Below are 13,692 nucleotides of genomic sequence, written 5' to 3' on the forward strand. Positions count from 1 at the left end.
ATGTCAGAAAAGATATATTACTGGGCAGAAGATTTAGAACATTACCATGCAGCAAGTGATAATGATTACAATGAAATAATTGAAATAAAAAGGCTTAACTTTTTTATAGGAAAAAATAATGCTGGAAAAAGCAAATTTCTAAGAACACTTTTCACTCATAATTATCCAAGTAACTTTTATCAGAATAAAAATCTTGTAAATAATTTAAGAGTTTTAAATAAAAGATTTGACGAACTAGAAAAACTTAATTATTCAATGAATTTATCTGACTTCAAACACTCTATTAAAGAAATGAATAAGCTATTAGAGAACAATACCCTCAATCAACTTATTTTTATCAACTCTACAATTAAACAACGTATAGATGGGTCTCATGATTTACGTTCCATCCTAAAAGATTTCAATTTTTTCGAACTTTCTGATGATGACATTCAAGATTTAAACTCTTTATTTAATTCAAAATTTTATATTCCAGTCCTTAGAGGTATGCGTCCTGTTACTAGCATTGAAAATAAACAACCATATATAGAAAGAACCCAAAAAGACTATTTCAAAAATATTGAAAAGTTTAATTCTAAAAATATAATTACTGGTGAATGCCTATATTATGAACTTAAAAGTCATTTACTAGGAGAACCCGAACAAAGAGAATTAATTAAACAATATGAACAAAAACTAAGCCAATATTTCTTTGACAATAAACCCATAACCCTAATTCCAAAATTTGGCAAAGATGAAAGTGAAAATAATATTGATATGGTTCATATAAAAATTGATCAAGATAATCAATTTCCTGTTTCCATGCTTGGAGATGGTTTGCAGCAGGTAATCATTTTAACTTATGAAGCCTTTATAAAAAAAGACAAACATGCTTTTTTCATTGAAGAACCAGAACTACACATGCATGCAGGTATGGTTCGCCAATTAATGAATTTCTATCTGAATGAAACTGAACACTATTACTTCTTTACCACACATTCTAATCACCTACTTGATATGGCGGATGAATCAGATCAAGTCATTATTCAAAAATTTGTTAAAAAAATAAATAAGGATGAATCAAATTCAGCTGAATTTAGCATTTATCGTTGTAATCGAGATAGAGATTTACTCGCCTCATTAGGTGTCAAGCCTTCATCTGTATACTTAGCTAACTGTACAATTTGGGTAGAAGGTATTACCGATCGCTTATATATAACTAAATTTATGGAAAAATTTTTGACTTTATTAGAAAAAAAAGATTCCGAGTTATATACAAAGTACCGTCGCTTTATGCCAAATTATCATTATACATTTGTAGAATATGCTGGAAGTAATTTAACCCATTGGTCTTTTTGTGAGGATTATCCACATTTAATGGAGGATAAAGGTTTAAGTGCTAAAGCCATAGCAAGTGACATGCTTCTTATAGCAGATGGCGATATTCAGAATAAATCAACTAGAAGTCAAGTATTAGATTTGAACGGATGCGACCATCAACAACTAAAAGCTATGATATTAATTTATTAGACAAAATTACAGATGAAAATTATTTTGATCACGATAACTATGGAATTGGAAAATTACTTGATCAAAAGATGAAAAGACCCAACTCTACCACTTCAAAAAATGCATTTGCAGATGGCAATGGTGTTGGAACGATTAAGTCTAAACTTGATTTTTGCAGAGAAGTAATTAAGGACTTCGATGAAAATCCAGAATGGCAATTAACATCAAAAGCAGAAGAACTCTGCAAAAAAATCTTTGCTCATATTGAAAATTGTAACTCCTAAATGAACACCCTCTTTATTTGTAGTCGTAATCAATGGCGCAGTCCAACAGCTGAACGTATTTTCGCTGAAGGGTATGGTCTACATACCCGTTCAGCAGGAACCAGTCGCCACGCTAAACATACTATTTCAGTTAGAGACATTGCTTGGGCCGATCAAATTTTTGTGATGGAATCCCGACATAAGCAACAAATTAAAGAAAAGTTCTCAAAACAACTACAACATAAAAAAGTCTTTGTCCTCGACATCCCTGATGATTATCAGTATATGGACCCTGATCTAATTGAATTACTACAATTCGCATTATTACCCTATTTGAAATAAAGTTGAAATCCCGTTCTTGTCGAAAATAGAAATGAGCGTTATTGTTCATCTATCCTTAACTCGACTGATTTCTAATGAAAATAATGATCAAAACACTGCTGTCAGCACTCACCTTGAGTCTGATCGGTTTGCAAACCGTGCATGCGGACAGTAAAACCCTCGAGCAAAACTTCAAAAAAAATTATCCAGAGATTGCTGTTAAATCAGTTAGCCCCTCCCCGTTACCGGGTATTTATGAGGTTTATGCGGCGGGTAAGATTATCTATACCGATGAAACAGCCAAATATCTTTTTTTCGGTAACTTACTGGATGTTCAAAACAAAAAGAATCTGACCGAGGACCGCTTAGCCGAGTTAAGCAAGATTGATATCAAGCAACTGCCGCTTGATCAGGCGATTAAATATGTCAAAGGTAAAGGTGAACGCACACTCTATGTGTTTAGTGATCCGGATTGTCCTTATTGCCAAAAGCTCGAGCAACACATGACTTCGGTGGATAATGTCACCGTCTATCTGTTCCTGTTCCCGCTAAAAAAATTACATCCTCAAGCCGAAGTGGTGGCCAATAAAATCTGGTGCTCGAAAAATCAATATGAAGCTTGGGAAGATTACATGTTGCACCGTAAAGCCCCCAAAAGTGCGACCCAATGTGAAACACCAATACAGAAGAATCTGGCATTGGGACAAAAGCTGCAGATTGATGGCACACCGACTTTATTCCTGCAAAACGGAATGAGACTCTCAGGTAGCCCACAAAATGCTGAGCAGATTGAACAGCTTTTGAAAGAAGCGAGTACGAAGAAATAAAGATAAAATATGGAGGCTTGTTGACTCTTTTGCCAGCAAGGAGTTGCAAGCCATTCTCTAAAATATTAATCATACATATTTGATTTTAAATAAATTATAAAAACATAAAGATCAAAACGCGCTTTTTCCCCTGCCAAGATTTATACAAATTCCTTATTTACATTTTTCCGCAAGCTTTTATGATGACAACAGCATATTGAGTTCTGCTATGCAAAGGATGAAAGCAGATCAACATGAGAAAGGAAAAATAAAGATGAAAAAATTGCTCATTGCGAGTTTAATCACCCTTGCAAGCCATACTACCTTCGCCGCTGACAATAAAGTGACCAGCACTAAAGCCGACCCATTGTTTACCAAAGCAACTCAACTGTATGAAGCTAAAGACTATGCTGCTGCTTATCAGGAAATGCAACGACTAGCCAATACCGGCAACACGCAAGCAGTCCATAATCTCGGCTATATGACAGAACATGGTCAAGGCACAGTAAAAGATGAGAAAAAGGCACTACAGTATTATCAGGATGCATCCAGTAAAGGCTACGGACCAGCCAGTTTCCGCTTGGCTCAAGCCTACCATAAAGGTAACTTGGGTCTAGGCAAAGATGCTCAGAAATACAAAGAATATTTAAATAATGCATCTAGCCAAGGTTCAGATGAAGCAACTGTTGAGTTGGCTGATATCTTGTTTAGACAAGGTAAACCAGAATATGATCAACTGGCTATTCAGAAATTATTACCTTTACTGAAAAAGGATTATTATCCGGCAAAAAACTTAAAAGCAGTGTATGACCTGGGAATTGGTGTGAAGAATAAAAATCCTTTCATGCAGCAACAAGCTGTTGAAAGTTTAAAAGATCTCGCCAAGAAGGATTATGCTCCCTCGCTCATGATTTTGGGTAACATGCTCGCTAACGGCAACATTATTAGTCAGGATCTGGAGCAGGCAAAAAATATTTTTTCTCGTTTAGCTGCTGCAAACTATCCGAATGCCAAAGAATCCCTGGCTCAGGTTGAAGCGGCCATTGCTGCTAAAAAAGCCGCACCCGCCCAACCCCCTAAAAAATAATTTATGCAGCAGCACTTCACCATGCAAGTGCTGCTGAACGCTCCTTAAAATTGCTTGCTTACTTTAATTCCCGCACTCCAGTTACGACCATCGGCAGGTTCAAAGAAACGGCTGCTTCCTTCGTTGACGATCACTGAGCCTGCATAGTTTTTATCAAACAGATTATCTACGCGCGCAAAGCCATTGATGCCCCAATCGGCACGTTTCCATGCATAACCCGTATAGATCGACGCCACAGTATAACTTACAGCAGCATCAGTATTGATATCATTGACATAGACCTTATCCATAAACTGGGTATCAAGTCCTGCGTAGAAACCTTGCTCTGGCTGCCAAGCTACGCCAATAAAGGCTTGATTCTTGGCAATTCCAGGAATTGCATTACCTTCCGGAATTTCTGCAACCTTCCCAGCAGCAGGCACTCTCGAATCAAAAGTTGCATCGAGATAGGCATAACTGGCATTCACGGCTAAATCTTTCCAAAGCTTCTTATTCCATGCAAATTCAACACCTTTACGTAGGGTTTTATCCGCATTACGGAATGTCGCGCGCCCGCCCATGCTTTCGGCTGCGACGATGTCATCTTTGGTTTCGATATAGAAGGTCGCCAAGTTAAAATCACCCAGCGTATTGGAAGATTTTAAACCGAGTTCATAGTTATCACTTTTTGATGGTTTTAAGTCGAGCGTACTGGCACCACCTTGTGCAGGATAAGCCATTTCAGTAAAGGTCGGTGTTTCAAAACCTTTGGCATAGCTCGCATAAACCAGAACTTCTGGAATGATTTGCCAGCTTAATGCAACCGAAGGCAATACTTCTTCATAAGTTGTCTTACCGCTATTATCACCGTTCAAACCAACGATATAGTGATCTTTTGATTTGTAGTGCACATTGCTATAACGTAGCCCTGTATCTAAACGCATGCTGGGTAAAAAAGACCACGATGCTTGTAGATAGGGATCAACATTCCACAAAGTATTACGTTCATCACGGCGCAAAGCACCTTTCACCCCTTTATCACCTGCATCATTAAAGTTTTGGTAGCCTTGACGGTCTTCATTCATTGCATCAATCGCTACCCCTGCACTAAATTGGGTATTCGGTAATAAATCTTTTCCAGTCCAGCGGAAATCAGCACCATAATAATCACGTTTAAAGTCAATTACGCCACCAGCTTGATAGGGCGTATTGGGATTCTTCTGTACCGTATCTGGAATAGACTGGTATTGTGTTACCTGACGTTGCCCAATATAAGTCATCGCATACAATTCATTTTGATCATTGATGGGTTTTGACCAAGTCAAACCTGTCTGGGTCTGATCAATTGTTTTGCGAGCATTGTAATCCAGCACATTTTTAGCGACCTGTTTCGGATTTTTCTCCCAATCTGCACGGGTTAACCCCCCCGGATCATCTGCATCGATCTTGACATAGTTGGTGACCCAATTGACCTTACTGCCATCGTCGAGATCCCATGTCAGCTTGGCATTACTTAAAACTTTATTGGCACCACTATGGTCACGAAAACCATCGGTATCAAAATAAGAAGAGCTGACGATATAGCTCGGTTCATTCTGGTTTTTGGCACCGCCCTGTAACACGAGACCTGCACGATTTTTATTGTGGCTACCACCCGCATAGCTCATCTCAAGCGAATCTTTGCCCTGTCCCTCTCGCGTTGTCGCTAAAATTGCCCCACCAGAAGAGTTTCCATAAAGAGAAGAAAAAGGGCCGGTTAAGACCTCAAGATGACTCAGGCTACTTAAATCGATATTTGAAGTTTGACCTTGACCATCTGGCATGGTTGCTGGAATGCCATCAGTATATAAGCGGATGCCGCGCACACCAAAGGTTGAACGTGCACCAAAACCACGCATCGAGAGCTGCAAATCTTGTGCATAATTTTCCCGGTTACGTAACTGAACACTTGGAATGCCCTTAACTACTTCAGTTAAATTAACCTGAGCGGATTGATCATTTTTAGGCATATCGACCCTAAAAATGGAGGCAGGTGTTTGCATATAGGTGGTATCGGTACGTGTTGCTTCAACACGTAGGGTCGGTAATACAGTCACCTCTTGAGCCAGCGCTTCGGCCCAAACAAGCGGGCTAGAAATGCAGCCCATACTTATCAAAATACCGTAATGAAGTCGGTTTAAACGTAATAAGGACATGCTTATTTCCTTTATTTATATGGGAGTTATGATAACAAAAAGCAGTGCCTGATTTGGACTGTGAATTCAATCCGGAGGACGGTAAATCTGGGAAATACGACATCATTTACTAAAAAATGATCTACCCGTGAGATTATCGGCTCAACGAAGGATGGTCTTTCCAGCAATATCGTTCAGGCCAGTCTTTAGCTTCTTCGGCATAATCAATTCCTATACGGGGCGTTAATATCACTTCCGGTTGTATCGTTGCTGCTTCCACCCACAAGCCCGACTCTTCCCCCAAGCATTGCCCTTTTAAGGTTCGGTCAATGCCTAAATAACGCGTCAATTTGCCTGGTCCAGCCAAAAGCTGATATTGCTTTTTAGTGGAAGCGTCTTTTAAAAATGCAGAACGAATCATCACTCCTTCCGGGATGCCTTCGGTCTGAGTAATCAGATTGAGCATTTCATACATTCCATAAATTAAATAGACGTAAATCGTGCCACCAGGTCGATACATCACTTCTGTGCGGGCTGTCCGTTTATCATTGTAGCTATGACAGGCCTTATCACGAACGCCCAAATAAGCTTCTGTTTCGGTAATGATACAGCGGATGACTTGCCCATCAGGTTGTCGCTTACACAAGACGCAACCAATTAAGTCATAGGCCACTTCCGAGGTTTCACGTTGAAACCAGCTTAATGGTAAAATATCTGACATAGTGATCTCTGAAATAATCCATAGCACACGTTATACTTGATTCATCCAGTATATCTGTTCATTCTGCGAGTTGGCGATGCCTGAGTTACCCGAAGTCGAAACAACCAAAACCAGTTTACTCCCCCTTCTAGAGCAACGCGTTCAAGCGATTAAAGTCTTGAACCCGAGCTTACGCTGGCCTATTCCAAATGATCTGGACAAACTGGTTGGGCAACGTTTGGTCGGTCTTAAGCGTCGTTCTAAATATATTCTGGCCGAATTTGAACAGGACCAGATGCTTTGGCATCTGGGCATGTCCGGCAGTTTCCGTCTATGCCAGCCGAATGAGGAATTGAGAAAGCATGATCATCTGATCATCGATTTTGAAGAGCAGCAGCTTCGCTACCATGATCCACGTCGCTTCGGCTGTATTCTCTGGCTTGATCAGCATCATCAGGGCAAGCTGATTGATCCACTTGGACCGGAGCCACTCAGTGATGATTTTAACGCCGCCTATTTGCACGAAAAGCTGAGTAAAAAAAATGTCGGCATTAAAATTGCTTTAATGGATAACCATGTGGTAGTCGGTGTTGGCAATATTTATGCAACAGAAAGTCTTTTCAACATTGGTGTGCACCCGGCACAACCCGCTTCGACTTTAAGCAAACTACAAGTGGAAAAGCTGGTGGTTGAAGTGAAACGCATCTTAAAACAAGCCATTGAATTAGGTGGTTCAACCTTGCGTGATTACACCAATGCGATGGGTGAAAACGGCTATTTCCAGCAAACTTTACTGGCCTATGGCCGTGCTGGAGAAATGTGCGTCAATTGCGAGACTACCTTGGAAAAACTAAAGCTCGGTCAACGTGCCAGTGTATTCTGCCCACAATGCCAGCCTTTAAAACGTAACAAAGCCTAAATGATTTAAGTGCCATTAAAGGAGAACAACCTCATGCAAACTGCAATTGTTCGACATATTCTCGTAAAAGACAAAGATGTGGCTGAACAGCTGAAAAAGCGTATTCAGTCGGGTGCTGATTTTGCCAAAATTGCCAAGCAATATTCGACCTGCAACTCTGCCAAACGTGGGGGCGAGCTCGGTGAAATCAGAAAAGGACAGCTGGTTCCTGTTATCGACAAACTGGTATTTACCGCAGCAGAACGTGTATTACATGGTCCGGTAAAAAGCCAGTTTGGTTTTCATCTGGTCGAAGTTAAATTCCGGATGGGCAATTTAAGGTAAGCAGATCGAGCTTAAACCCCATGGTAAGCTCATCCTTTATTCAGGTTTTGCCCGCTCTTTCATGACATAGGTCCATGCGGTGGTTGGCTCACCTGTCGCCAGCTGGACTTCAGTCTGTACTCTCTCATACTGCATGCCTTCAAACTCATCCAGCATTTGCCAGTTTTGCTCAAGTTTTTCCGTACTAAACAGATATCCTTCAACTTGGGAATCCTGCGGATTTAAAACAATTGCCGGTAGCCCCTGATCAGGCCCCCAGTCCAGTATATGAACGGTGCCATGTACCGTAGCAGGTTGCCAGTCTCCACCAATTTCCCCCAGAATATGTGCATTTTCGCGATTTGGGCATAAGGTGCCGTATACAAATAATCGATTCATCAATTTTCCCCCTCAATCTGCACAGCATCTTAAAATGAAAACGTGCAAGTTACTCATCTCTTTTTACAGACAATAAAAAAACGGCATCAAGGATACCGTTTTTCTACATCAGCTGAATGATCAGCCTTGTTTTTTCAATTCATCACGGATTTCACGTAACAATTGCACATCTTCAGGGATCGCCTCTGGCTCAGGCGCAGCTTCTTCTTGCTTGCGGATACGGTTCATGACTTTCACCAACAAGAACACGACCCAGGCTAAAAGCAGGAAGTTAATCAAGATGGTGAGGAAGTTACCATAGGCAAATACGTTCAAGCCGGCATCTTGTGCTGCTTTGAGCGTGGTAATGTTGGTTGGGTTATCCCCGAGGATCAGGAACCAGTTGGTGTAATCCACTTCACCGCCCAAGATCCATGAAATCACAGGCATCACAATATCTTTCACCAATGAATCAATGATTTTACCGAAAGCGCCACCAATGATGACACCAATCGCTAAATCCATCATATTGCCTTTGATGGCAAATTCTTTAAATTCTTTAATAATACTCATCTATTACTCTCCAGAGTCGAACTTGATCACGCCCTGTTTTGGCATTGTTTATTACACAGGCGCAGTTATTCCAATAATGTTGGTAATTTAATATTTTTATCAAAAAAAGAAAGCTATTTCACACTTTAACAACACTTTTTATTTTCATAAAAATATGTCCTTAAGCATGTCCTTCCCCTTGAATTTATGCAATAAAAAACCGCTAAATAAATTTAGCGGTTTTGTCATTTTTCAGTGAAGAAAAATTATTTATCACGATTACGCTTACGTTCGTTTTCAGTTAAGTAACGCTTACGGATACGAATCGATTTTGGTGTTACTTCAACTAACTCATCATCCTGAATGAACTCAAGCGCTTGTTCAAGCGTATATTCCATTGCAGGTGTTAAAGTTAAAGCTTCATCAGTACCTGATGCACGAACGTTAGTTAACTGCTTCGCTTTGGTTGGGTTTACAACCATATCGTCAGAACGCGAGTTAATACCAATGATCATACCTTCATACACTTCTAACTGTGGCTTAGCGAATAAACGACCACGGTCTTGAAGTGTGAATAATGCATAGCCCAAGCAAGTACCTTGAACCATAGAAATCAACACACCATTTTGACGTTTCGCAACAGTACCTGCTTTTGCCGGACCGTAGTGCGAGAAGCTTGAGGTCATAATCCCTGTACCTGAAGTCATAGTCAGGAATTCAGAACGGAAACCAATCAAGCCACGTGAAGGTACAGTTGCTTCAATACGGATACGGCCTTTACCGTCAACTTCCATATTGGTCATTTCGCCTTTACGGAAGCCCATTTGTTCCATTACAGAACCTTGATGCTGTTCTTCAACGTCAAATGTTACGTTTTCGTATGGCTCCTGTTTTTCGCCATCGATTTCTTTCATGATCACTTGTGGACGTGATACGCCCATTTCGAAGCCTTCACGACGCATGTTTTCAATTAAAACTGAAAGGTGAAGTTCACCACGGCCTGAAACCTTGAAACGGTCTGGGCTGTCAGTATCTTCAACACGAAGTGCTACGTTATGAATCAATTCACGGTCAAGACGTTCACGGATGTTACGTGAAGTGACGAATTTACCTTCTTTACCAGCAAACGGTGAGTTGTTTACTTGGAAAGTCATCGATACAGTCGGTTCATCTACAGACAATGCTGGTAATGCTTCAACATTTTTAGGATCACAAATCGTGTCAGAAATGTTGAGTGCATCAATACCCGTAATACAGATAATGTCACCAGCTGAAGCTGATTCAACATCAACACGTTCTAAACCATGGTAACCCATGATTTTTAAGATACGGCCGTTACGTGTATTGCCATCTTTATCGATAACAGTAACTGGTGTATTTAATTTCACTGAACCACGCTGGATACGGCCAACACCGATAACACCTACGAAACTGTTATAGTCAAGTGATGAAATCTGCATCTGGAAAGGACCATCAACATCAACTGCTGGCGGTTCAACGACATCTACAATCGTTTGGAACAACGGTGTCATATCTTCCGCTAATTCTTCTGGTGAAGGACCTGCAACACCACGAAGACCAGAAGCATAAACAACCGGGAAGTCTAACTGCTCGTCAGTACCGCCTAAGTTATCAAACAAATCAAAAACTTGGTCGATAACCCAGTCTGGACGCGCGCTTGGCTTGTCGACTTTGTTGATAATCACGATTGGCTTCAAACCACGCGCGAACGCTTTTTGCGTTACGAAACGCGTTTGTGGCATTGGACCTTCTTGTGAGTCAACAAGAAGCAATACACAGTCAACCATCGACATTACACGTTCCACTTCACCACCGAAGTCGGCGTGTCCCGGGGTGTCGACGATGTTAATGCGGTATTCGGTGTTTGTACGTGCATCTAACCATTTGATTGCAGTGTTTTTTGCAAGAATGGTAATACCACGTTCAGACTCAAGCGCGTTAGAATCCATAACACGTTCAATCTCGCCTGCGCGATCACCAAGAGCACCTGATTGTTGTAAAAGTTTGTCGACTAGAGTCGTCTTACCATGATCGACGTGCGCAATAATGGCAATGTTACGGAGAGTTTTAATATCTGACATGTAATTCGATACGCTTTAAATTTGAGGGCAAATTATACAGAAAAATACTACAGTTTAGTAGTGACAGTTTATTGACAGTGCACTTTTTTTCTGACGAAGTGACATTGAATCGTTGGTAAAGCGAGCTAACTCTATTAGAATATCGCGCTAATGCCTCTCGCTTTTTATACTCCCATGTCGAATTCACAACCTCAGCAGCAGCTTGATCTGGTCTACGGACTCAATGATCGACCGAAACCTTTTGTTGCATTTTTAGCCGCTTTACAGCATCTTTTGGCGATTTTAGTCCCGATTGTGACCCCTGGACTGCTGATTTGTCTGGCACTTGGCGTCTCTCGCGAAGACACCAACATGATCCTGTCCATGTCTTTAATCATCTCGGGTATCGCAACCTTTTTACAATGCAAAAAAGTTGGCCCATTTGGTGCAGGACTTTTGATTGTTCAGGGGACCAGTTTTAACTTTATTGGTCCGATCATCGGTATTGGGAGTGCAATGGTTGCGGCAGGCACCCCAGTTGAACAAGTAATGGCTGCCATTTTTGGTGTGGTCATTGCAGGTTCGTTTATTGAAATGGGCGTCTCCCGAATTCTGCCGTGGGTGAAAAAGCTGATCACCCCCCTGGTGACAGGCATTGTCGTGCTTCTGATCGGTTTAACCTTGATTAAAGAAGGACTAATCAGCATGGGTGGTGGTTATACGGCCATGCAGGACAATACCTTTGCCAATGCCGATAACCTGATCATGTCATGTAGCGTGCTGGCCATTATTATCCTGCTGAATCGTATTCGGATTATCTGGGTCAAAAGTTCAGCCATTCTGATTGCTTTAGTAATTGGTTACATCCTTGCCGGCTTCATGGGACACTTAAACTTTGCTGTGCTACAGGATGCACCTCTAGTTCAGATTCCAACACCAATGCATTTTGGGTTAAGCTTCTCCTGGAGCTTATTCATTCCAATGGCCTTCATTTACCTTGTCACCTCACTCGAAGCCATTGGTGATGTCACGGCGACCAGTAAAATTTCTAATCAGCCTGTTGATGGTCCGATCTGGATGCAACGCATTAAAGGTGGCGTACTGGTTAATGGCGCAAACTCCTTTCTGGCGGGGATCTTCAACACATTCCCAAGTTCCGTGTTTGCACAAAACAATGGTGTAATTCAATTGACGGGTGTGGCAAGTCGTTATGTCGGGATCTGGATTGCAGTATTACTGATTATCTTGGGACTGTTCCCTGCTGTTGCTGCCGTGATTCAAGCGGTACCACAAGCCGTATTGGGTGGCGCTGTGATGGTCATGTTTGGTGCTGTTGCCGCTTCCGGGATCAATATTCTTTCAAGTATTCACCTTGATCGTCGTGCCCTGCTGATTATTGCCATTTCACTTGCGCTCGGCCTCGGTGTGGCTCAAGTCCCTCAAATCCTTGAACACTTGCCCGAGTTATTTAAAAATATTTTTAGCTCAGGTGTGGCAACAGGCGGTATTGCAGCCTTGATTTTAAATATTGTTTTACCCGAAACACATAAGTAATTCACAAATAACGTCAAGTGCCCAGTTTCACGACTGGGCTTTGTTTTTGATGAGAGATCAAAATGGATCCACGTAGTGAAGTTGTCATCAGACAGCAAGATTATTTAAAGGGGCAAGTCTTACTGATTAATGCACCCAATGATCAACTCGCAAAGAACTTACCAGAGCAAGTCCAGGCATCGGTTTGGAGCTGGAATTATGCTGATCATCAGGCTTTTCAAAATACTGACATTCACTCATATTTTTCGGTTGAGTTTCCGCAAGCCAGCTTTGATCAGGTGGTTATTTTTGTACCTAAATCAAAAGAGTTACTGAATTATATTCTGCATGTTGTGGTCAGCCACCTAAAACTTGAGCAGAATGTCTTTCTGGTCGGTGAAAAAAAAGGCGGCGTAGAACGTGCAGCCAAACAATTACAGCCCTATGGTAAAACACTGAAGCTGGATAGCGCACGTCATTGCCAGTTCTGGCAAATGAAGATCGAAAAAACTGAGCAGTTGAAACCACTTGAACATTGGTTAAAAAGCTATACAGTTCAAATAGATCAGGATCAATTAAAGGTCTGTGCCCTACCGGGTGTGTTTAGTCAGGATCATTTAGATGTCGGAACAGCCGTCTTAGTCCCTTACCTTAGTCAAGTAAAATCAGGTAAGATTGCCGACTTTGGTTGTGGTGCTGGAATTATTAGCGCTTATTTAGCCAAGCTAAATCCGAACCAGCAAATTTTTGCACTTGATGTTGATGCATTTGCTTTACGTTCAACTGAGCTGACTTTCCAGAAAAATAATCTGGATCTCAATCAGTTAACTCTACAACCAGTTACAGGGTTTAGAGATGCGCCCAAAGATCTGGACGCTATCGTAAGCAATCCACCTTTTCATCAGGGGATTCATACCAATTACGATGCAAGTGAAGAACTTTGCCAGCTTGCGAGCGTACACCTGAAAAATTCAGGTGAATTATGGATCGTGGCAAACCGTTTTCTGAACTATCCCCCTCTCATTGAACAAAGTTTTGGTCAATGTATGGTGAAAGCTGATCAACAAGGATTCAAGGTGTTATATGCCTGTGCAAAATAAACATTTTA

12 protein-coding genes and 1 pseudogene are annotated in these 13,692 nt (G+C 41.2%); 8 read left to right on the top strand and 5 right to left on the bottom strand.

Annotated features, from left to right (window positions below; genetic code table 11):
• From J699_RS06085 to J699_RS06065, 4 genes and pseudogenes are all read left to right on the top strand, one after another.
• Nucleotides 1–1,772 (top strand): annotated as a pseudogene (locus J699_RS06085) (AAA family ATPase).
• Nucleotides 1,773–2,093: a low molecular weight protein tyrosine phosphatase family protein gene (locus J699_RS06075; protein WP_032869981.1), complete on the top strand. Its 321-nt coding sequence runs from the start codon at nt 1,773–1,775 to the stop codon at nt 2,091–2,093.
• An 83-nt stretch (nt 2,094–2,176) separates the two neighbouring features.
• Entirely contained in the window at nt 2,177–2,899 is a 723-nt protein-coding gene (locus tag J699_RS06070; RefSeq protein WP_032869984.1) for a DsbC family protein, read from the top strand.
• A gap of 253 nt (nt 2,900–3,152) precedes the next feature.
• Nucleotides 3,153–3,965, top strand: coding sequence for a tetratricopeptide repeat protein (locus tag J699_RS06065; RefSeq protein ID WP_032869986.1), 813 nt, complete (start codon nt 3,153–3,155; stop codon nt 3,963–3,965).
• 44 nt (nt 3,966–4,009) lie between these two features.
• Here J699_RS06065 and J699_RS06060 read toward each other — a convergent pair whose 3' ends face one another.
• Together J699_RS06060 and J699_RS06055 are read right to left on the bottom strand one after the other, a co-directional pair.
• Nucleotides 4,010–6,139, bottom strand: a complete 2,130-nt coding sequence (locus J699_RS06060; RefSeq protein WP_032869988.1) for a TonB-dependent receptor — start codon at nt 6,137–6,139, stop codon at nt 4,010–4,012.
• Between the two features lie 133 nt (nt 6,140–6,272).
• The gene (locus J699_RS06055; protein ID WP_032869990.1) at nt 6,273–6,839 is read right to left on the bottom strand and encodes a DNA-3-methyladenine glycosylase; all 567 of its coding nucleotides are present in this window, start codon (nt 6,837–6,839) and stop codon (nt 6,273–6,275) included.
• A gap of 76 nt (nt 6,840–6,915) precedes the next feature.
• On the opposite strand from J699_RS06055, the gene mutM reads away from it, so the two are divergent.
• Nucleotides 6,916–7,737, top strand: coding sequence for a bifunctional DNA-formamidopyrimidine glycosylase/DNA-(apurinic or apyrimidinic site) lyase (mutM, locus tag J699_RS06050; RefSeq protein WP_032869992.1), 822 nt, complete (start codon nt 6,916–6,918; stop codon nt 7,735–7,737).
• Nucleotides 7,738–7,770: 33 nt separating this feature from the next.
• Nucleotides 7,771–8,061 carry a peptidylprolyl isomerase gene (locus tag J699_RS06045; RefSeq protein WP_005226949.1) on the top strand — a complete coding sequence of 97 codons (291 nt, stop codon included), beginning with the start codon at nt 7,771–7,773 and terminating at the stop codon, nt 8,059–8,061.
• A 36-nt stretch (nt 8,062–8,097) separates the two neighbouring features.
• On the opposite strand, the gene J699_RS06040 is transcribed toward J699_RS06045, so the two are convergent.
• The 3 genes from J699_RS06040 to typA form a co-directional block, all read right to left on the bottom strand.
• Nucleotides 8,098–8,439 carry a gamma-glutamylcyclotransferase family protein gene (locus J699_RS06040; RefSeq protein WP_032869994.1) on the bottom strand — a complete coding sequence of 114 codons (342 nt, stop codon included), beginning with the start codon at nt 8,437–8,439 and terminating at the stop codon, nt 8,098–8,100.
• Nucleotides 8,440–8,559: 120 nt separating this feature from the next.
• Nucleotides 8,560–8,991, bottom strand: coding sequence for a large conductance mechanosensitive channel protein MscL (mscL, locus tag J699_RS06035; protein ID WP_005226947.1), 432 nt, complete (start codon nt 8,989–8,991; stop codon nt 8,560–8,562).
• 245 nt (nt 8,992–9,236) lie between these two features.
• Nucleotides 9,237–11,072 (bottom strand): translational GTPase TypA, encoded by a 1,836-nt coding sequence (gene typA / locus J699_RS06030; RefSeq protein WP_005288850.1) that lies wholly within the window; start codon nt 11,070–11,072, stop codon nt 9,237–9,239.
• 174 nt (nt 11,073–11,246) lie between these two features.
• On the opposite strand from typA, the gene J699_RS06025 reads away from it, so the two are divergent.
• The gene (locus J699_RS06025) at nt 11,247–12,605 is read left to right on the top strand and encodes a uracil-xanthine permease family protein (protein WP_032869997.1); all 1,359 of its coding nucleotides are present in this window, start codon (nt 11,247–11,249) and stop codon (nt 12,603–12,605) included.
• 62 nt (nt 12,606–12,667) lie between these two features.
• The gene (locus J699_RS06020; protein WP_032869999.1) at nt 12,668–13,684 is read left to right on the top strand and encodes a class I SAM-dependent methyltransferase; all 1,017 of its coding nucleotides are present in this window, start codon (nt 12,668–12,670) and stop codon (nt 13,682–13,684) included.
• Nucleotides 13,685–13,692: the final 8 nt, after the last annotated feature.

The organism is Acinetobacter sp. 1000160 (genome assembly GCF_000588715.1).
Lineage (GTDB): Bacteria > Pseudomonadota > Gammaproteobacteria > Pseudomonadales > Moraxellaceae > Acinetobacter > Acinetobacter courvalinii.